Annotated in this window: 16 protein-coding genes and 1 riboswitch; of the genes, 8 read left to right on the top strand and 8 right to left on the bottom strand. The window is 63.5% G+C overall.

The genetic code is table 11. The features are described from left to right. Window positions 1–77: 77 nt before the first annotated feature. The 3 genes from EOB49_RS19645 to EOB49_RS19635 form a co-directional block, all read right to left on the bottom strand. Entirely contained in the window at window positions 78–962 is an 885-nt protein-coding gene (locus EOB49_RS19645) for an AraC family transcriptional regulator (RefSeq protein ID WP_164781741.1), read from the bottom strand. 123 nt (window positions 963–1,085) lie between these two features. Continuing rightward, on the bottom strand, window positions 1,086–2,441 hold the full coding sequence (locus EOB49_RS19640) for a glutamine synthetase family protein (RefSeq protein WP_127381955.1): 1,356 nt from the start codon (window positions 2,439–2,441) through the stop codon (window positions 1,086–1,088). A 245-nt stretch (window positions 2,442–2,686) separates the two neighbouring features. Beyond that, window positions 2,687–3,385 (bottom strand): GntR family transcriptional regulator, encoded by a 699-nt coding sequence (locus tag EOB49_RS19635; protein WP_127381954.1) that lies wholly within the window; start codon window positions 3,383–3,385, stop codon window positions 2,687–2,689. A gap of 385 nt (window positions 3,386–3,770) precedes the next feature. Here EOB49_RS19635 and ftsZ point away from each other — a divergent pair, with 385 nt between their 5' ends. From ftsZ to EOB49_RS19605, 6 genes are all read left to right on the top strand, one after another. Further along, on the top strand, window positions 3,771–4,805 hold the full coding sequence (gene ftsZ, locus EOB49_RS19630; RefSeq protein ID WP_127270104.1) for a cell division protein FtsZ: 1,035 nt from the start codon (window positions 3,771–3,773) through the stop codon (window positions 4,803–4,805). A 218-nt stretch (window positions 4,806–5,023) separates the two neighbouring features. After that, window positions 5,024–6,409, top strand: coding sequence for an SWIM zinc finger family protein (locus EOB49_RS19625; RefSeq protein ID WP_245472760.1), 1,386 nt, complete (start codon window positions 5,024–5,026; stop codon window positions 6,407–6,409). After that, window positions 6,406–7,833, top strand: a complete 1,428-nt coding sequence (locus EOB49_RS19620; protein WP_127381952.1) for a DUF5691 domain-containing protein — start codon at window positions 6,406–6,408, stop codon at window positions 7,831–7,833. The genes EOB49_RS19625 and EOB49_RS19620 overlap by 4 nt, the downstream gene beginning before the upstream one ends. A gap of 31 nt (window positions 7,834–7,864) precedes the next feature. Further along, a complete protein-coding gene (locus EOB49_RS19615; protein ID WP_027036087.1) occupies window positions 7,865–8,944 on the top strand; it encodes an AAA family ATPase in 1,080 nt (359 codons plus the stop codon). Window positions 8,945–8,948: 4 nt separating this feature from the next. Further along, window positions 8,949–11,198 carry a DUF5682 family protein gene (locus tag EOB49_RS19610; RefSeq protein ID WP_127381951.1) on the top strand — a complete coding sequence of 750 codons (2,250 nt, stop codon included), beginning with the start codon at window positions 8,949–8,951 and terminating at the stop codon, window positions 11,196–11,198. Continuing rightward, window positions 11,191–12,417 (top strand): VWA domain-containing protein, encoded by a 1,227-nt coding sequence (locus EOB49_RS19605; protein ID WP_127381950.1) that lies wholly within the window; start codon window positions 11,191–11,193, stop codon window positions 12,415–12,417. The genes EOB49_RS19610 and EOB49_RS19605 overlap by 8 nt, the downstream gene beginning before the upstream one ends. A gap of 60 nt (window positions 12,418–12,477) precedes the next feature. Here EOB49_RS19605 and fba read toward each other — a convergent pair whose 3' ends face one another. The 3 genes from fba to EOB49_RS19585 all read right to left on the bottom strand — a co-directional run bounded on the left by fba (window position 12,478) and on the right by EOB49_RS19585 (window position 15,943). Further along, on the bottom strand, window positions 12,478–13,542 hold the full coding sequence (gene fba / locus EOB49_RS19600) for a class II fructose-bisphosphate aldolase (protein WP_127381949.1): 1,065 nt from the start codon (window positions 13,540–13,542) through the stop codon (window positions 12,478–12,480). A 162-nt stretch (window positions 13,543–13,704) separates the two neighbouring features. After that, window positions 13,705–14,178 carry a 6,7-dimethyl-8-ribityllumazine synthase gene (locus tag EOB49_RS19595; protein WP_127381948.1) on the bottom strand — a complete coding sequence of 158 codons (474 nt, stop codon included), beginning with the start codon at window positions 14,176–14,178 and terminating at the stop codon, window positions 13,705–13,707. A gap of 77 nt (window positions 14,179–14,255) precedes the next feature. Beyond that, a riboswitch (FMN riboswitch) is annotated at window positions 14,256–14,400 on the bottom strand. A 379-nt stretch (window positions 14,401–14,779) separates the two neighbouring features. Next, window positions 14,780–15,943: an MFS transporter gene (locus EOB49_RS19585; RefSeq protein ID WP_127381947.1), complete on the bottom strand. Its 1,164-nt coding sequence runs from the start codon at window positions 15,941–15,943 to the stop codon at window positions 14,780–14,782. Between the two features lie 49 nt (window positions 15,944–15,992). Between EOB49_RS19585 and EOB49_RS19580 the strand changes: the two genes are divergently transcribed. Further along, window positions 15,993–16,532 (top strand): Lrp/AsnC family transcriptional regulator, encoded by a 540-nt coding sequence (locus EOB49_RS19580; protein ID WP_127320961.1) that lies wholly within the window; start codon window positions 15,993–15,995, stop codon window positions 16,530–16,532. Window positions 16,533–16,541: 9 nt separating this feature from the next. On the opposite strand, the gene mtnA is transcribed toward EOB49_RS19580, so the two are convergent. Both mtnA and mtnK read right to left on the bottom strand, forming a co-directional pair. Next, window positions 16,542–17,636: an S-methyl-5-thioribose-1-phosphate isomerase gene (mtnA, locus tag EOB49_RS19575; RefSeq protein WP_127381946.1), complete on the bottom strand. Its 1,095-nt coding sequence runs from the start codon at window positions 17,634–17,636 to the stop codon at window positions 16,542–16,544. Then, complete coding sequence (mtnK, locus tag EOB49_RS19570; RefSeq protein ID WP_127381945.1) at window positions 17,633–18,907, bottom strand: S-methyl-5-thioribose kinase; 1,275 nt, start codon at window positions 18,905–18,907, stop codon at window positions 17,633–17,635. The genes mtnA and mtnK overlap by 4 nt, the downstream gene beginning before the upstream one ends. Before the next feature lie 135 nt (window positions 18,908–19,042). Between mtnK and EOB49_RS19565 the strand changes: the two genes are divergently transcribed. Continuing rightward, entirely contained in the window at window positions 19,043–20,554 is a 1,512-nt protein-coding gene (locus tag EOB49_RS19565; RefSeq protein ID WP_127381944.1) for a sugar ABC transporter ATP-binding protein, read from the top strand. Window positions 20,555–20,619 lie beyond the last annotated feature (65 nt).

Below are 20,619 nucleotides of genomic sequence, written 5' to 3'. Positions count from 1 at the left end.
GGGTCATTGGACGGAATTGGGCAGTTTGTCCATTCTTGTCCAAACGAGGGACATCACGGTGTGATGTTGCGGAAATGTCACTGGCGACTGGTGCTCCTCATCCAGGCGCCGGGCGTCAATCCGACAATCGACTTGAACACACGCGTCAGATGCGCCTGGTCGAAAAAACCCGTTGCCTCGGCGATGTCGCCAAGTGAAGCGGCGTCGCGCGCCATCATCGCCTTGGCCCTGTCGACCCGCGCCTGTATCTGCCAGCGATGCGGCGGCACGCCCGTCGCCGCCTTGAAGGCATGACTCATCGCGGTTTCGGACAGGCCGGTCAGCGCGGCGAGATCGGCAAGCCGGATCCTGTCCAGGCAATGCGCGTCGATGTAGTCGGTGACGAGGCGCAGCTTGCGGCGCGAGAGTGGCGACCGTCGCCTGGCGGTATCAGGCTGGTCTATCTGGAACAGGCTTGCGAACAAGGCATTGAGCAAGCCCTCGCCATAGAGATCATGCAGAGGCCGGTCGTTGCCGCATTCGGCGGCAATCATGCCGGCAAGCATGGCGATCCGGTCGTCGCGAAACTGGAAGCGCGACATCCGCAAGGCCTCGTGGTCAAGGCTGCGGCCGAAGCGGCGCGTCAGCGCTGCGGCGTCGAAATGCAGGTCGAGATGCCGGATCCGCCGCAGCCCCTCGACCCGGCCGCGGATCGGCACGCCGGCCGGTATGTAGGCCATGGAAAAAGCCTGGTCGTGGCGGCGCAATTCGCCCTTGGCGCCTTCGACGAAGAAAGCGCCGTCGCCATCCACATCGAGCGCGACGAACAGCCGGGGGTCGGGAGAGACGTAATAGCCTTCGGCCTTGTCACCGCATGAGACATCCCAGAGGTCGGCGACCACGCCGTCCCAGACATGCCATTTCAGATCGCCAATGACTGAAAAGCCCTCAATCCGGCTTTCCATGCGCGCAACGAAGGTCAAGTCCTGTGATCCCAACCAACATGATAAAAACCATCATGTTTATGCCCGGTTAGCGACCCCACCGCAAGTGCTTTGCGGCTGCTCGAAAATCGGCCGGAACCAATACCGCTGGGGCCGTCGGCCTCAAACACTTTCGAGGTATGTCTCGATTTCGAAATCGCTGACATTGAGCGCGAACGTGTTCAATTCCTGGCGTTTGCAGGCAACGAAGGAGTCGCGCAGGATGGCTGGAAAAATCTCCGCCACATGCGTCCCGCTCTCGAAGGCGGCGATCGCGGATGCCCAGTCCGGCGGCAGCTTTGCCGGCGGGAGTCCCTGACCGTCGGTGCCGATCGGATCGCCTGGCGATATTTGTCTTTCAATGCCCGTCAGTGCGGCGCCCAATATGGCCGCTAGCACCAGATAGGGATTGGCGTCGGCTCCCGAAACGCGATGCTCGATGCGGCGCGCACCGGTTGGCCCGCCGGGAATGCGGATCGCCACCATACGGTTCTCATAACCCCAGGCAACTGCGGTCGGCGCATAGGATCTCGGGCGCAGCCTGCGGTAGGAGTTGAAGTGCGGCGCGAACACCAGCGTGCTTTCGGCCATTGCCGCAAGCAGGCCGCCGACCGCATGGCGCATGGTCTCAGAACCCTGGTCGGTGCCGTCATCGAAGATGTTGCGCCCTTCGCCGTCGAGCAGGCTGAAATGAACGTGAAAGCCGTTGCCTGCCCGGTCGCCATAGGGCTTAGCCATGAAGCAGGCGGCAAAGCCGTGCTTGCGGGCAATGCCCTTCACCGTGCGCTTGAACAGCACCGCATCGTCAGCCGCCCGCAAGGCGTCCGCGACATGGTTCAGATTGATTTCGAACTGACCGACGCCGTTTTCGGCGATGGCCGTGTCGACGGGAATGCCTTGCGTCCGGCAGGCCTCGTAGACGTCATGGATGAAGGATTCGAAGTCGTCGATCTCGTCGATCGACAGCGCCGCGTCGGAATCGAGACGGCGTCCGGTCACCGGCGAGACCGGTCCGACCGGCCGTTGCGATTGCGGATCGACGAGGTAGAATTCGAGTTCCGTTGCCGCGACCGGGGTCAGGCCCAAGGCCTTGTAGCGATCGAGGATGCGGGCCAGCGCCCGTCGCGGGTCGCCGAGATAGGGCGCGCCGCTTTCGTCGGCCAGCCAGAGCGGGACAAGCGCTGTCGGATGCGCCGTCCAGGCCACCGGCAGAATGCCGCGCCCCGTCCACTGGCACAGTCCGTCGGCATCGCCGGTCGAGAATACCAGTGTGTTGCCTTCGATGTCCTCGCCCCACACATCGAGTCCGATCAGGGAAAAAGGCATGCGCAGCTTGCCTTCCAGCGCCTTTCTTGCCTGCTCGACGGGAATGCGCTTGCCGCGCATGATGCCGTTGAGGTCGCACACCGCGGCTCTCAGGCTCTGGATGTCGGCCCTGCTATCAAGCCAGTTCAAAACGTCCGCAATTGCATCGCTCAATTTATGACCTCTGGTTTTCGAAGGTGCCGCAACCTGACCGGCTGCACTGTCCCTATAAAAATAGCTTGTGAGTTTTAGGAAACAAACTTGGCTGTCGCCAAGCGCTTTTCCTTATTTTTTCAAGTCACCATCTGGGATGTCGGGAGGCATTTCAAAACCAATTGCGCGATCTGCGATCGCAACATAGAGGCAAGGGGCCGGAAAGCCAAGGGGCGTCGCCCGAATCCGCACAAACGCGACACACATCAGTTTCTCGCCTGCGGAAATCTCGCCTGCTGCAGGATGTGCGAGGCGCCTTCGTCGATGTCGCGCACGATGGCGGCGCGGGCGCGCTCGCCATCCTGAGCCTCGATCGCCGCTACGACTTCCTCGTGAAAGTCAATGTCGAGAATGGAGGCGAGGTCATCCTCGAACCCCGTGGCGAGATTCCTGAGAAACGGGCCGACCTGCATCCATACGGTCTCGATCAGGAAGATCATCTGCTCGTTGCCGCAATGGCGATAGATCGAGAATTTGAAGTCGTGGTTCTTGCGCAGATAATCGTCGATATCGCCCTTGCGGGCCGCCAATGTCAGTTCGGTGGCGTGGCGTCGGATCGTGCGCAGATTGTTGCCGTTGATGCGTGTTGCCGCCAGCTCGGTCGCCGAGCCTTCGAGGATAGTCCGCACCGCGGTCAATTGCGAAAACCGGTCGGCCGATATTGCCGGCACTTCGACGCTGCCGTTCGGCATTGGGCTGAGCGCCCGCAGCGCTTGCAGCCGCATGAAGGCGCTGCGCACCGGCATGTCGCTGGTGCCGAGTTCCCTTGCGAGTTTTCGCGATGTCAGCTTCTGGCCCGGCGTGAACTGGCCGGACATCAGCGCCCGCACAAGCTCAAGATAGACTTTTTCATGCAAGGGAACGGTGTCGACGGCGGTCAACCCGAATTGTGTTTTGTCGGCCATCGGCGGGGCGCTGCTTCATCGGTTCAGAAATCTGTGCGGCCGGCTGGTTTCGCCGCTGGGGATTCTGCGTGGCCGAGCCCGGCGAGAACGCCGAAGTCAGCGACTTATCAAGCACATGATAGACGCTTCGATCGTTGCGCGGCAAGCGACGCGTCGCGCCAAGGCTCACGGCTTGATTGTCAGGCACACGGCGTCTCTGCCACGCTGTGCAAAACGGTCATCACAAATCTTGACCTCGCATGCACTTGCACCTCTGGCCGCTGTCTGGCTTTTTGGGCTACCCATCGCAACGGAGTGATTCGCATCATGCCACTCGATTGCAAGGTTTCAAGGCAGTCTGCGGGTGGGTCGTGAAGCGCGCGCAATTGGCGAAGGAGACACAGGCATGGCCGAGTTCAAGAAGCCCGAAATCTCCGAGATGAGACCCAAGATCACCGTGATCGGCGTTGGCGGCGGCGGTGGCAATGCCGTCAACAACATGATCGCCGAGCAGCTTCAGGGCACTGAATTCATCGCCGCCAACACCGACGCCCAGGCGCTGACCATGTCGAAGGCGACGCGGCTGATCCAGCTTGGCGCCCACGTCACCGAAGGATTGGGCGCCGGATCGCTTCCCGAGATCGGCCGAGCCGCGGCCGAGGAATCGCTCGACGAGATCATGGACCATCTGGCCGGCACGCATATGTGTTTCGTCACCGCCGGCATGGGCGGCGGCACGGGAACCGGTGCGGCTCCAATCATCGCCCAGGCGGCGCGCAAGGCCGGCATCCTGACGGTGGGCGTCGTCACCAAGCCTTTCGCCTTCGAGGGCAGGCGCCGAATGCAGATGGCCGAAGAGGGCATCGAGCGGCTGCGCGAGAGCGCCGACACGGTGATCGTCATCCCGAACCAGAACCTGTTTCGGATCGCCGATGCCAAGACCACCTTCGCCGATGCGTTCGTCATTGCCGACCGGGTGCTCTACGCCGGCGTCAGCTGCATCACCGATCTCATCGTCAAGGAAGGCTTGATCAATCTCGACTTTGCCGACGTCAAATCGGTGATGCGCGACATGGGCCGCGCCATGATGGGCACCGGCGAGGCCTCCGGTGAGGGCCGGGCGATGAAGGCGGCCGAAGCCGCGATCGCCAACCCGCTGCTCGACGAAGTGTCGATGAAAGGCGCCAAGGGCGTGCTGGTCTCGATATCGGGCGGCAGGGACATGACCCTGTTCGAGGTCGACGAGGCCGCCACCCGCATCCGCGAAGAGGTCTACGAGGATGCCGACATCATCGTTGGCGCCATCTTCGACAAAGGCATGGAAGGCCGCTTCAGGGTCTCGGTGGTGGCGACGGGTCTCGACCGTGCGTTTGGTGTGGAGGATGCCGAAGCCGGCATCGCCCGCGACCACGCCGGTCAGCCGGCGCGGACGCTTCAATAAGTCATACCGCGCGTTTATCCTCGCCAAGAGATAATTTCTCGGGGAGACATCGCTGAATAGCAATTGCATTGCCGACGGATCAGATTGACTGGCGCAACTATTGTGTTCAGCTGTATCGATCTCGGTACCGCTGCTGCTACAAGAATCCGTCATAGACGGCCATCTATACTGGCTACCCGTATCGTTCGAGCGACGAGAGGCGCGGCTTGGAATTCGACTTGAAAACCATCGAAGCGCTTGCGCCCGATCAGGCGTCGTTGAGCGCAGCGTCCAGGTTGACCAGGCAATCGAACTGGCCACGGCTCGAAAAGAGCGATCAACTGGGGCTCCTCTGGGGGGAATGCCAGGGTTCCGGCTCCAATCCCTATCGTGTGGTCGTCGACACCGGCGACCATGGCTACAAATGCACCTGTCCGTCGCGGAAATTTCCCTGCAAGCACACTTTGGCGCTGATGTGGATTGCAGCCACCACGCCGGCCAGTTTTACCGCCGCAGGCTCGGCCCCGGGATGGGTGAATGATTGGCTCGGCCGCCGCAGGAAGGCCTCGTCGCAGCCGGCGGCGCCAGCGCCCGGTGCGGGAGGCAAGAGCATTGGCGAGGCCTCGCGCGACGACGAAAGCGCTGATGTCGAGGACGCCGCTGCGGTCGAGCGCCGCGAGGCAGCGCAGCGCAAGCGGACGCTGGATACGCAATCCGCGGTGTCGGCGGCGTTGGATGAGCTGGATCAATGGATCGCTGACCAGTTGCGGCTTGGCCTGGCCGGTTTTGTCGACAACAGCAGTGATCGTTGCCGCCGGATTGCGGCACGGCTGGTCGACATGAAGGCGACAGCGCTTGCCGGCCGCATCGACGAGATTCCGTCACGGCTGATGGGGCTGCGCAGCGAGGAGCGCCCGGACGCGGCGATCCGCGAACTAGGCAAGCTTGTGCTGGTGGCCAAGGCCTGGCGATCGACGCCAGGCGACGCCGAACTGAGGCGGCTCGTATCGACGTCCGAAAGCCGTGAGCAGGTTCTGGCCAATCCCGATGCCAAACAGGTCGAAAGCGTCTGGGAGGTGCTTGGCGAGAAGATCGAGTCGCGCCGTGACGGTCTTGTCAGCCATTCGACCTGGCTGCTCGACCTGAAGAGCGCGAGCCCGCAATTTGCTCTCTTGCTCGACTATTTTCCGGCCTCGGCCGGTCGCCGGTCGAACGCCTTCACACCGGGCGACCGGTTCGATGCCAGGCTGGTCTTTTACCCGGCACGCCAGCCGCTGCGGGCCTTGGTGGCGGACCGCAAGGGCGACGTCCCGACAGGTGAGTGGCCCGATTTCGGCTTTCACACAGCCGATCCGCTCGCGGCGCATGCTGTTCACCAGAACACAGCCCCTTGGCTCACCGATTGTCCTGTCATGCTGCCGCCCGGCACGATCCTGCTGGACGATCGGGGCGCTGCCTGGTGGCAAGCCGCCGGCGATCCGCATGGTATCGCCTTGCCGATTGCCGACACCGTCAATCCAACGCTGCTTGGGCTGGACCTTATGGCAACGGCAGCACTTTGGAATGGCAGCCGGCTTGACCTGCTGGCGGCGCAAAGCGGTTTCGGGAGGCTTGACTTGTCGTGAACGAGATCGAGCAGACCGGCCTGGCGGCCATGCGCGACTGCTGGATCACCGGCGGGACCACCTTCGACCTGGCTCCGGGCGCGTGGAAGGAGATCGCCGGCGGTGCCAGCCCGGACGAGCGCGAACGCCGGCTGCTGGCGATCGCCGCACAAGCTCTCGACATCGCCTTGCGGCCAGCCGCGCCAAAGACGCTGAAACGCCGCCCGCAATTGCCCGAACTCGCCTTGCCGATGCTGCCGGAAAGGCTGCGGCCGCTATTGCGAGCCGCGCTAAAGCATGCCGCCGACACAAGAAGCAAGTCGCGTGTGGTCACGCTCGTCGCCAGCCGCGGCTTCGTGCTGCATCCGATGGACTGGATGCCAGCCGCGTCGGATCAGAGCAGTCCGGACGTTTATGCACCCTGGGTCGACTGGCAGGCAGGCGCGGACGGCGAAAAACCTGCAAGCCAGGAGCAACTGACGGTGGAAAACTGGGATGACTTCTATCCCGCCGCACGCCGCACCGCGCTCGCCGATATGCGCCGCACCGCACCGGCTTCGGCTCGGCAACTGATCGAAACCAAGGCCTCCGGAGAGCCGGCGGAGATCAGGATTGCACTCGTCGACCTGTTGCGCTTCGGCCTGGGCGCCGATGACGTGCCATTCCTGAAGAGCCTCTCCGCCGATCGTTCCGGCAAGCTGCGCGAGCTCGCTGGCCGGTTGCTGGCAAGATTGGGAGAGCACGGCTCGCCAGGCGATGGCGGGCCGGAAGATCCGACGGCCGAACTCGCTGCCTTCATCGCTGAAGGCAAATCCGGCTTCATCCGCCGCCGCACCACCTACACGCCGGCAAAACTCAAATCGCCGGCGCAGGAAAGACGTCGCGCCGAACTGTTCGAGACCTGTAACCTGGTCGACCTCGCCACGCGCTTCGGCACCACCGAATCCGAGTTTATCGGGGCGTGGCAATTCGGCGCCGAGAGCAATGCCGATATCCTTGTTGCCCGAATGGTCGCCGCATCGGGCAGCGACGCCGCGGTGACGCACATGGCGGATACGCTTGTCGCCGAACGTGACAAGCCCGCACTCTTCGTCCTCCACCTCATGGCGCGTCTGGACAGCCGCAGGAAGCGTGTCCTGGTCAGGTCGATCCTGAAGGACACGCAACATCTTGGCGCGCTCAATCTGGCCGAGGGCCTCGAAGCAAGCTGGTTGGAATGGGCCGACCTGACAAACGGCCAGACGCTCGCGGCGCTTCGCTCCGCTGTTGCAGCAAACGATGACGCTGTGAGGCGAGGCGTCGACCAGCTTCTGGAAACTATGGGCTTTCTCGCCACGGCGGCGACGGCGGAGAAATTGATCGGAGACGTGGTTGCGGCCGGTATGGCGCCGGCGGCGCCGTCTCTGGGTCTTCTGCGGCTCAACGCGTCACTGGCCGAGCATTGAACCAACATATGATCAATCCGGAGAACAGCAAATGAACGCAGCCATCCGTCTTCCGGTCGAGCAGGCCTATGCCGCCGAATTGCAGGCGCTCTCGCGCAATGACGACCGGCAAAGGCCTGCCGGATGGAGCCTTTCACCAAAGGCGGTCCTTACCTACCTGCTTGGCGGAAAGGCTGACGACGGGACAGTGATAACGCCCAAATATGTCGGCCGCCGCCGGCTGATGGAAACCGCGGTCGCGACGCTCGCCACCGACCGCGCGCTGTTGCTGCTGGGTGTGCCCGGCACGGCCAAATCCTGGGTGTCGGAACATCTCGCCGCCGCCATTATGGGCGACTCGACATTGATCGTGCAGTGCACGGCCGGCACCGACGAGAACCAGATCCGCTATGGCTGGAACTACGCACAGCTTCTGGCAAAGGGCCCAAGCCAGGATGCGCTGGTGCCGACGCCGCTCTACCGTGCCATGCAGGACGGCAAGCTTTGCCGCCTCGAGGAGCTGACGCGCATGGGCTCCGATGTGCAGGACACGCTGATCACCGTGCTGTCCGAAAAGATGATGCCGATCCCGGAACTTAACACCTCGATCTACGCGCAGCGCGGCTTCAACATCATTGCCACCGCCAACAACCGCGACAAGGGCGTCAACGAGTTGTCGTCAGCGTTGAAGCGCCGCTTCAATGTCGTCGTACTGCCCTTGCCCGAAGACATGGCGGAGGAAGTGGCGATCGTCTCCAAGCGGGTCGGCGAGATGGCCGGCGGTCTTGACCTTCCGGTGCCGAAGAATGTCGGTGAGGAGATCGCGCGAGTGCTGACCATTTTTCGCGAGTTGCGCTCCGGTGCTACAGCCGACGGCAAGGTGACGTTGAAGACGCCGTCCGGTTCGCTGTCCACGGCCGAAGCCATTGCCACCATGGTCGGCGGCCTCAGCCAGGCGGCCTGGTTCGACAGCGGCAAGCTCGGCGCCGAAGGTCTTGCCGCCAGCCTCGTCGGCGCGATCGTCAAGGATCCCGTGCAGGACAAATTGGTGCTGGAAGAATATCTGGAAACCGTGCTCAAGAAGCGGCCAGACTATGCCGGCTACTACGCGGCCTTGAACGCGGCAATCTGACGCCATGGCGCTCAGCGACGTTTCCTATTTCGGCATACGTCATCACGGGCCCGGCTCCGCCGACAGCCTGGTGCAGGCGTTGCAGGAGTTGAAACCGGTCGCCGTGCTGATCGAAGGACCGGCCGACGCCAGCCCGCTGTTGCCGTTGCTCGCCCGCCCCGAAATGCAGCCGCCGGTGGCGCTGCTCTGCTATCCCGAAGACGATCCGGCCTCGACAAGCTTCTGGCCCTTCGCCGAATTCTCGCCGGAGTATCAGGCGACGCTCTGGGCCGTCACCAACAATGCGGCAGTGCGCTTCATCGATTTGCCGTCGTCAGCCCGCACTGCGCCGATTGAGGCCGTGGGGGAAACCGAGAGCGATGGAACGGAAGCCAACGTCGAGGCTGACTTGGCGCCGCATCTGCGGGACCCGATCGGAACGCTGGCACAAGCTGCCGGCTATGAGGATGGCGAAAGCTGGTGGTCTGATATCATCGAGCAGAACCCGCAGCCGGGTCCCATCTTCGCGGCAATAGCCGACGCGATGACGACGCTGCGGGACGGCGAAGGTCCGCTTGCGGCGTTTGAGGCGAAACGCGAAGCGCATATGCGGCTTGAAATCGCCGCCGCGCGAAAGGAATTCGATGGGCCGATCGCTATCGTTTGCGGTGCCTTCCATGTGCCGGCACTGCAGGCGACGCGACCGCTGAAGGAGGACCAGGCGCTACTCAGAGGGCTCGCCCGCCGCAAAAGCATGATGACCTGGGCGCCGTGGACGGGGCCGCGTCTGGCGCTGGGCTTCGGTTATGGCGCCGGCGTTGTCGCGCCCGGCTGGTGCAAGCATCTGTGGCAGACGCGCGGGCAAGGCGACTCCTCGGTCCTGTGGCTGGCGAAGATCGCGGCGGTCCTGAGGGCGAAGGGGCACATGGTCTCGACCGCCTCGCTGATCGAAGCCGAACGGCTGGCCCGCACGCTGGCTGTGATCCGTGAGCGGCCAAAGCCCGGTTTCGAGGAATTGCGTGACGCCGCCATCGCCGCCCTGTTCAACGGGGAAGCGCTGCTGTGGGCGCTGGTCGAAGCCGAATTGCTGCTGGGCGCCGATGTCGGTGAAATTCCGCCAGACACGCCGCTGGCGCCGCTAATCGAGGACCTGCAGCGCAACCAGAAAGCAGCGCGGCTGAAGCCCGAGGCGCTGGAGCGCGAATTATCGGTCGATCTGCGCAGCGAGAGCGGTCTGTTTCGGTCGACCTTGCTGCACCGGCTGTCCGTGCTTGGCGTGCATTGGGGCAAACTCACCGACAGCGGCCGCAGCCGCGGCACCTTTCGCGAGCGTTGGACGCTGTCGTGGGAACCTGAATATGCCGTTCGACTGGTGGAGAACCTGGTCTACGGACCAACCATCGAAAAGGCGGCCAATGGCCGGCTGATCCAGATGATCGGCGCGGCAACGTCTCTTGATGCGATGGCCGCATTGGTCCAGGGCGCCATCACGGCAAACCTGTCGGAAGCGTCGATCGCCGGTCTCGCGGCCTTGGAGGACCGGGCAGCCCGCAGCAGCGAATGCCTGGAAATCCTGACATCGGTGCCGCCGCTCGCCGACATCATCCGCTATGGCGAGGCTCGCAAGACGGAAACCGCCCGTCTGTCCGGTCTGCTGGAGCGGCTGATCGTCGAAGGCGGGATCGCGCTCGCCTATGCCGCCCGCGACCTCGATGCCCAGGCATCCACGACGCTGGTCGGCGCCATGCGCAAGGCCGACGAATCGATCAGTCTGGTCGAGCCTGAACAGGACGTGCTGGACGCCTGGCGCAATGGGCTGGCTGCGGTGCTCGATGGATCGCGCTCGACGGCGCTGGTGGCAGGCTGTGCCGCGCATCTGCTCTACGAAGCCGGCCATCTGTCAGCCGACGCGGCAACCGGTCTGATCGCACGACGTCTGTCTCCAGGAACGCCGGTCACCGAGGCTGCAGGGTTCTTCGAGGGTTTCTTCAGCACTGCCGGCCAACGGCTGATCTACGACGAGGGCCTGCGCGGTGCGGTGGATGCCTGGCTCGCATCCCTCGACGAAGACGCCTTCATTGCCCATCTGCCGTTGCTGCGCCGGGTCTTTTCGCATCTGGACTCGATGGAGCGGCGGCGGTTGATCGAAGCGGTGCTCGGCCGCGCCGCATGCCTGCCGGCCGGACTGACGCCGACTCCGGATGGCGGCGAAGCGTGGCGCCGGCACCTGGAACGGCTTGGACCCCTGCTGATGAGCGAGGCCCGCAATGGATGACGAGGCCGAAATGAGCGAGCCAATCCAGGCTGGCGACGGACGGGAGCGCCGCTGGCGCATGGCGATCGGGGCCGATGATGAAACCTCGTCAGCGCTGTCCGACACCGACAAGCGGCTTTCGGCGGCGCTCGATGCGCTTTACGGCGATGGTGCTGGCGATGCGGCTGCCGATCCGCGCAAGCGGCGCGGCGGCCTCGGCCGCTCGGCGCCAAGGGTGGCACAGTGGATGGGCGATATCAGATCGTTCTTTCCCGCACAGGTCGTCCAGATCGTCCAGAAGGATGCCTTCGAACGGCTCAACCTGAAGCAGATGCTGATGGAGCCGGAATTTCTCAAGGCGATCGAGGCCGACGTCAATCTCGTCGCCGACCTGATTTCGCTGCGCTCGGTCATGCCGGCCAAGACCAAGGACATTGCGCGTACCATCATCGCCGATATCGTCGCCAAGCTGATGCAGCGGCTGGAGCAGAAGACAGCCGAGGCGATACGCGGCGCGGTCGACCGGTCGCAGCGCACCAACCGCCCACGCCAGCGCGACATCGACTGGCCACGTACGATCTCAGCCAACCTTGGCCATTACCAGCCCGAGCACAAAACCATCGTGCCGGAGAAGCTGGTCGGCTTCATGCGCAAACAGCGAAGGCTGGTCGACCTGGATGAGGTGGTGCTGTGCGTCGACCAGTCGGGCTCGATGGCAAGCTCGGTGATCTACGCCTCCATCTTCGCCGCGGTGATGGCTTCCCTGCCGGTCGTGCGGACCAAGCTGGTCTGCTTCGACACGGCGATCGTCGATATGACCGAGGAGCTTAGCGATCCGGTTGAAGTCCTGTTCGGCGTGCAACTGGGCGGCGGCACCGACATCAACCAGGCCGTGGCCTATTGTGCGGACCGCATCGAACGGCCGACCAAGTCGCATATGGTGCTGATCACCGACCTTTATGAGGGCGGCAACGGGCAGGAATTGCTGCAGCGGCTTGCTGCACTCGTTCGCTCCGGCGTCAACGTCGTGGTGCTCCTGGCGCTGACCGACCAGGGCAGGCCAGGTTATGACCCGAAGATGGCAGGCTCGGTGGCCGCCCTCGGCATTCCGGTCTTTGCCTGCACGCCGGATTTGTTTCCAGACATGATGGCGGCGGCATTGCGTCGGGAAGATATCGGCGCATGGGCGGCTGGCGCCGATATCAAGCTGGTTCGTGCCGAGGCCGAGACTCCGGAGTAAAACAGCCGTCGCCAGAGCTGCCAGGATGCTTCTGGCAGCTCTGGGATAAATCGCTGGAGCTCAGCCGAACTTCGGGTCGAGGCTGCCCGACTTATAGCGCTTGGCCATTTCGGCGACCGGCAGCGACTTGATCTTCTGCGCGTTGCCGGCGGTGCCGAACTGTTCGAAGCGCTCCTTGCAGAGCTTGCGCATGGCGGCCATGGCTGGTGTCAAATATTTGCGCGGATCGAACTCGCTCGGGTTCTCGGTCAGCACCTTGCGGATCGCGCCGGTCAACGCCATGCGGTTGTCAGTGTCGATGTTGATCTTGCGCACGCCGTGCTTGATGCCGCGCTGGATTTCCTCGACCGGCACGCCCCAGGTCGGCTTCATCTGGCCGCCATATTTGTTGATGATCTCCTGCAGGTCCTCGGGCACCGAGGACGAGCCGTGCATGACCAGATGCATGTTCGGCAGCCGGCGGTGGATCTCCTCGATGACGTTCATGGCCAGCACCGCGCCGTCGGGCTTGCGCGAGAATTTGTAGGCGCCATGGCTGGTGCCCATGGCAACCGCCAGCGCATCGACATGGGTGTCCTTGACGAACTCGACCGCCTGTTCCGGATCGGTCAAAAGCTGGTCGTGGCTGATGGCGCCTTCGACGCCGTGGCCGTCTTCCTGCTCGCCGCCGCCGCTCTCCAGCGAGCCGAGCACGCCGATCTCGCCTTCGACGGACACGCCGCCCCAATGCGCCATGTCGACGACGCGCTTGGTGATGCCGGAATTGTAGGCGTAGTCGGCCGGCGTCTTGCCGTCTTCCTTCAGCGACCCGTCCATCATGACCGAGGTGAAGCCGTACTGGATAGCGGTGACGCAGGTGGCTTCGTTGTTGCCATGGTCGAGATGCATGCAGACCGGAATGTCGGGATGGATTTCGACCAGCGCGTCGATCAGCTTGGCCAGCACCACGTCATTGGCATAGGCGCGCGCGCCGCGGCTTGCCTGCAGGATGACCGGCGACTTGGTCTCCTCGGCGGCCTCCATGATGGCGAGGCCCTGTTCCATATTGTTCATGTTGAAAGCGGGCACGCCGTAGCCGTATTCGGCGGCGTGGTCGAGCAATTGTCTCAGTGTTATGCGAGCCACCCAATAGTCTCCCGTATCTGGTTTCAAGCGCAACGTCGCGGGCCGGCCGGTTGCCGGCCGGCCCTTGATGCTTCTGGCGGGATTTCAACCGAACCGCAACCTTCAGCGCTCTTCTCGATCGCAATTCTTGTTGCAGGGCTGAAATCCGGCCGTTTTGGTGACTTAAGCCGCCATCAACTCCCGCGCCGCCAGGAGTTGCACGCAGGCGTTCGCCGCTTCCTTGCCCTTGACCGTGAAGTGCTCGAAGAAGAAGCGGTGGTGCTCGGCGCTGTCGTGGTAGTTATGTGGGGTGAGCACCGCCGACAGCACCGGCACGCCAGTCGACAGCTGCACGTTCATCATGCCGTCGATGACAGCACTTGCGACGAACTCATGCCGGTAGATGCCGCCATTGACGACAAAGGCGGTGCCGAGGATCGCGGCATAGCGGCCGGTCCCGGCCAGGGTCTTGGCATGCAGGGGAATTTCATAGGCTCCCGGCACGTCGAAGACATCGACAGTGAAGCGTTCGCCTGCGAGAGAGGCCAGTTCCGCTTCGAAGGCCTGCACGCACTGGTCGACGATATCGGCATGCCAGCGCGCGCGGATAACGGCGATGCGAGTCTTTTCGTAGTCTTTATGGGAATGCTGATTCATGGGTCCATCCTTCCGTTTCGAACCAGAATCAGGACGCACGATACGGATTAAGCCCGCGAAGAGCGGGCCGGCTTCCGTTTCGTTCTCTTCCATCCGGACTCTAACCGTCGGCTCCGGAATCACACCGGATCTGCTGACCTTTCCGAAACCGGAAAGCGCTCGCGGGCTTGGGTCGAAACCTTTACCGCCGGTGGGGACTTTCACCCCGCCCTGAGAACATTAACGGCTTTGTATGAAAGGGCAGGGCGCTGCTGTCAACCGGGGAGACCTATCAGGGCAATCGCTCCAGAACCAATGAGAGGTTCCGACTTGTGGCGGAGACCACCAATTGCCGAGTCGGCGCCGCCCCTCATTGCCCTGCCGGGCATTTCTCCCCGTATAGTGACGGGGAGAAAGAGGCTGGCCGCAACCTCGGCGCCTTCTTGCGACGCTGGCGATTGGCGAAATCGCCGATGAGAGAACCCCTCTCCCCGTCACTATACGGGGAGAGGATGCCGGCAGGCAGGTGAGGGGCGGCGCCAGCGCCCGTAAAGGGTGACGGGCGAATTTGAAACCTGAAGCGACTGCTCTGGAAGACGGATAGCCAATCCCGTTCTGTCGACTAGCGCCACGCCGCCGCCGATGCGGCGATCAGCATCAGCGATGCTGCGACCGTTGCGCAAGTGGCAAAACCAAAGCTGGAGTAGAGCGGCCCGAAGCTGGTGGTGCCGACGAAGACCGCGAGGTAAGTCACCGCACTGTTCAGGCCCATGATCGTGCCGCGCCGCGAGGGATCGAGCGCAGACAGGCGCATTACCAGGACATTCAGGCCGAAATGATTGGCCAGTCCCCAGATTGCCACCATGGTCAAGGTCAGCCCGAAACTGCCGCTCGTCGCCGCCATCGCGACATAGACGACTGCGACCAGAAGATAGGCGAACGGCATTACGCGCCGGGCACCCAGTCTGTCGATGACGCCGTCGAGCAGAGCAGCCGTCCCGAAGCCTATGCCGTAGGCAAGCGCCGCCAGGCCATTGGCGCTCACCGGCTGTCCAAGCCCGACATGAAGATGGTCGCCGAGATAGCCATAGACGCCGTAGAACGAAGTCATGAAGGCCGCGCACGCGACCAGCAGCGGCAGGATTCCGGGAATGCCGAGCGCTTCCAGCGGGGCGGGCGCCGGTCCGGCCTTCCTGATGTCGCTGAGCGACGTCACTGTCAGCCCCATCCATGCAAGGGCCGCAAGCACCGCGACCGCTGCGAAAACGGCGCGCCAATGCACAAGATCGGCAAGCACGGCCGAAAGCGAAACGCCGGCGACCATGCTGAGCGTCCATCCAGTCAGGACGACGCCGATCGTGCCGCTCTCCCTGCCCGGTGGGGCAATGGCTGCGGCGCTGGCATAGATCGCGGGCATGGCGATGCCGGCAGCGATGCCGGCCAGCAGCTGTGCGGAGACCAGCATGGTCACCGTGGGTGCAGCGGCACTTGCGACCAGCGCCAATGCCAACAGCAACAGTGCGCTCTGCAGCATCCTGCGAGCACCGAGCCGGTCGATGTAGCGCGCAAGGAACAGGGCGCTTGCGGAGGTGCCAAGGCCGAACGCTGCCGCCGCAATCATCACGGCCGGCACGCTGGTTCCGAACGACGAGGCGACAGCCGGTGCGATCGGACCCAGCACAAGCGAGTTCGAGCCAATGACAGCGATGCATCCGGTCAGCAGATAGGCAAGCGCCGGGATCGGGGCTCGGGCAGTCAATGGCGCAACTTGATCAATGTTCGACATATCAGCATAATGGCCGTATTCTATTCAGCGGAGAACCAGGAATTTCGCCATGGATGAAGAAACAGATGGCATTCTGCAGAACAGGCCCGCGGCCCGCGATCTCGACGCGATAGACCGAAGAATATTAGGTGTCCTGGTCGATGACGCCACGATCAGCTACGCCGAACTCGGCGATCGCGTCGGCTTGTCGCCACCCGCGGCGCATGAGCGGGTCAAACGGCTCCGTCGCAGCGGCGCCATCCGCAACACGGTCGCCATCATCGATCCCCGGGCGGTGAAAAAGCCTTTGCTTGCCTTTGTCCATATCGACACTAGGGGCTGGGGAAAGACGCCGGAGCTGATGGCAGTCTCGCAATATCCCGAAGTCGAGGAGATCCATACCGTCGCCGGTGATACCTGCATGCTGCTGAAGGTCCGCACGGAAGACACCAGGGCACTCGAAGGCCTTTTGGCGCGCCTGTATGAAACGCCGGGGGTCACCTCGACGCGCAGCTATGTGGTTTTGTCGACCTATCTGGAGCGGCCGGTACAGCCGGGTATTACCGAGACGTGGCCGACCCCAAAGCATATGGCGGAGCCTCTGTACTAGGGACGTGGGCTACGCCCGCTCGGGGAACATCGCCTTCAATCCCTCGCGCGATGCCTTGGCAACGCCGCGCTCGGTGATCAAGCCGGTGACCAGCCGCGCCGGCGTCACATCGAAGGCCGGGTTGGCCGCAGGCGTCGTCTCCGGCGAAATGCGCACCTGGGCAATCTCGCCGGCAGCGGTCTTGCCCCAGACCAGCGAGACCTCGTCGGCCGAGCGCTGCTCGATCGGGATCTCGGCCAGTCCGTCATGCACGGTCCAGTCGATGGTCGGCGACGGCAGTGCGACATAGAACGGCACGTCATTGTCGGCGGCGGCGAGCGCCTTCAGATAGGTGCCGATCTTGTTGCAGACATCGCCGTCGGCCGTTGTGCGGTCGGTGCCGACGATGACCATGTCGATTGCGCCGCGCTGCATCAGATGGCCGCCGGCATTGTCGACGATCAGCGTGTGCGGCACGCCGTGCCCGGCCATCTCCCAGGCGGTCAGCTGTGCGCCCTGGTTGCGCGGCCGCGTTTCATCGACATAGACATGGACCGGAATGCCGGCTTCTGTGGCCAGGGAGATCGGCGCCGTGGCGGTGCCGTAGTCGACCGTGGCCAGCCAGCCGGCATTGCAGTGGGTCAGGATGTTGACCGGTTCGCCCTTCTGCTTGCGCGCCGCGATCGCCTTGATGATGGCAAGACCGTTCTCGCCGATGGCGCGGTTGAGGCCGACATCCTCGTCGGCGATCTCACTGGCCCGCCGATAGGCGGCTGCCGCGCGTTGTTCGGGAGGCAAAGGCCGCAGGAAGCGCCGCATCTCGTCGAGCGCCCAGCGCAGATTGATCGCCGTCGGCCGTGTTTCGTGCAGGGTCTCCCACACGGCATCGAGCGCTTCATCCGACGGATCGTCAGCCATCTGCATGGCAACGCCATAGGCAGCGGTGACGCCGATCAGCGGCGCGCCGCGTACCCACATGTCGCGGATGGCGGTGGCGATGCCGTCGACCGTGCCGATCGTTTCGATGCGGAAATCATGCGGCAGCCAGCGCTGGTCGATGATATCGACCGAACGGCCGTCGTCGCTCAGCCAGATGGTGCGATAGTGGCGGTCGCCGACGTTCAAATGCTGCTCTCCTGTTCGATCAGCGCGGCCAGTTGGTTGACCTCGTCGATGCTGTGGATCTGGCGCCGGTTGACGGCGAGGTGACGGCCGAATTTCAGCGCCTTTGCCTCACAACTGGCGCGCAAACCCTCATCGGCAATGGTCTCGAAATCGGCATTGTGGGCGAGGCCGAGGATGCGCCTGTGCACCTCGATGCCGGCAAAGCCGAGCAGATCGGTCCACATCTGGTGCAGAACATGGTCGAGCGCCTGCTCGGCACCGAGCTTGTCGCCCTGATCCTCGAACAGGCTCCTCTGGTAGAGCATGCCGGTGCGCTCGGTTCGCCATAGATGCGAGAATTCGGCGCGGAACACTGACCATGTCTCGACCGTCACACCGAGCAGATAGGCGCGCATGGCGTCGCGCTTTCCCTCCTCCTCGTGGCCGCGTTGCGAGAAGAACGACATCCAGAAATTGGCGAGCAGCATGCCGACATCGAAAGCCATCGGACCGTAGAAGGCGAACTCCGGATCGATCATCCGGGTTTCGCTGTCGGTGACCATGATCGAGCCGGAATGCAGATCGCCATGCAGCAGCGTTTCGGCATTGGCGGCGAAGATGTGCTTCAGCCGCTGCGCCTCGACCTTGAGGTCACGGTCGGCGCGCAGTTCGGCGACCAGGCCGTCGAGCTGCGGCGAGGTGTGCCGGTTCATCTTGGCGTCGAAATAGGGGTCGGAAAACACCAGGCTCTCGGTGATGTCGCAGAGCTCGACATTGTCGGCGAACAGCGCCAGATCGGCCTTGCGGTCCTTGGCGGCCATGTGCAGGTCGGAGCCGCGAAACAGCGTCCGGGCCATGAACAGGCCGATGTCCCGGGCAATGTTCGGCAGCTGGCGGCCGTCGATCAGGGCGCGGCGCAGGATGATGTGCGGCGGCGCAAGATATTCCATGATGATCAGCGCCTGGCCTTCATCGAAATAATGGATCGCCGGCACCGAGCCTGGCGCGCGCGCCTCTTGCCTGGTCAGCGCGTGATATTCGAAGAAGGAGCGCTTCAACGGCAGCGGCCAGCTGTCGCCGACCAGGCGAACATAGGGCAGGGCCTGCTTGACCACGGCTGCACCGCTGGCGCCCTCGACAATGAACACCAGGTTGAGATTGCCGTCGCCGACCTCGCGAACCTTCCAGGCGCCAGTGTCCTTGCCGATCTTCGCGCATAGCGCCTCGTTGCCGCCAAGGCGTGCAGCCAGGGTTTCGACCGATAGTGCTTCGAACGGCAATTTTTCAGTCATCGTCATCCTCCCGCTTATGCGCTCCGAACATAACGGAGGCGTGGCGGCTGGGCCAAGCTAGGAAGCGATCTGGCAATTGTCAATCGTGTTGACAATTGCCGATGCAGCCCATAGCGTCATGTCAGGGAGGAACGTATGGTCGGTAATGCCGTGTTCCGCGTAGAGGGACTGAGGAAATCCTTTGGCCATAACGAGGTGCTAGGCGGCGTCTCGGTCGAATTGCATGCCGGCGAAGTCACCGTGCTGATGGGCGCCAACGGCGCCGGCAAATCCACCCTCGTCAAGATCATCTCCGGTGTCTACGAACGCGGTGGCGGCACGATGGCGCTCGCCGACCAGGATTTCGCACCGAAAACCCCGGCCGAAGCGATCCGCGCCGGCGTCGTCACCGTGCACCAGAATATCAACGACGGTGTCGTCGCCGACCTCGACGTCGCCACCAACCTGACCCTCGACCGGCTGAGCGGCAGCGGCGCGCCGACCCTGTTCAATCCGGCCCGTGTGCGGCGGGAGGCCAAGGCGGTTGCCGACCGCATGGGGCTGGCCATCGATTTGAAGGCGCGGGTGAGCGATCTTTCGCTGGCCGATCGCCAGATGGTGGCGATTGCCCGCGCGCTGGCGCACAAGCCGAAAGTGCTGATCCTCGACGAGCCGACCTCATCGCTGTCCAGCGCTGAGGCCGACCGGCTGTTCGCGCTGATCGACAGGCTGCGCGAGCAGGGCGTGGCGATCCTCTACATCTCGCATCGCATGTCGGACATCAGGCGGCTGGCCGATCGCATCGTCTCGATGCGTGACGGGATCATCTCAGGCATTTTCGACAGGAAACCGCTCGACTATGAAGGCGCGGTCAACGCCATGCTCGGCCGCAAGATCCATCTCGACCAGATCGTCGTCAGGAATTCGGCCAAGGCAGTCCTGACGATCGAGGGTCTACGCATTGCGCCGGGCGCCCGGCCGATCTCGCTGACACTCGGCGACGGCGAGGTTGTTGCCATCACCGGCCTTGTCGGCGTCGGCAAGACGGCGCTTGCCGAGACGCTGTTTGGCGTGCGCCGGCCGCTCGCCGGTACAATGACGCTGAACGGCAGGCCTTATGCACCTGAAACAGCTGGCGAAGCGATCGCTGCCGGCGTGTTCCTGGTCGCCAAGGACCGCGGCGAGAATGGCATCGTCCAAGGCTTCAACATCCAGGAAAACATCAGCCTGCCGTTTCACAAGCGCATGTCGCGCTTCGCTGTTCTCAGGCGCCGTCTGGAACGCGCCACCGCGCGCCGGCAGATCGAAGAACTGGGCATCGTCTGTCGGTCCGAGAAGGACGACATGTCGGAGCTGTCCGGCGGCAATCAGCAGAAGGTGATGGTCGCGCGCTGGATGGCGCAGGATGCGAGATTGTTCATTCTGGATGAGCCGTTTCAGGGCGTCGATATCTCGGCCCGGCGCGACATTGCCGCCAAGCTCAGGGCGAGTGCAAACGGACGCGCCACGCTGCTGTTCGTCACCGAACTCGACGAGGCCTTGGAAACCGCCGATCGCATCCTGGTCATGTCGGAACAGACCATCGTCGGCGAACACCGCAATGCCGATGTCGATCTCGACCGCCTGCTGGCCGAGGTCGCCGGCGGGCCGCTGCACAGTGCGGCCTGAGCGCGGGCTATAGGAATTGGAATGGAGAGAGCATGGGTTCGGGTTGGGTAAAGACGGCAGCAGCG

Origin of the sequence: Mesorhizobium sp. M7A.F.Ca.MR.148.00.0.0 (assembly GCF_003997735.1) — a bacterium.
GTDB lineage: Bacteria > Pseudomonadota > Alphaproteobacteria > Rhizobiales > Rhizobiaceae > Mesorhizobium.
The sequence above is the reverse complement of the archived record's forward strand: the minus strand, read 5'-3'. Positions and strand labels throughout refer to the sequence as shown.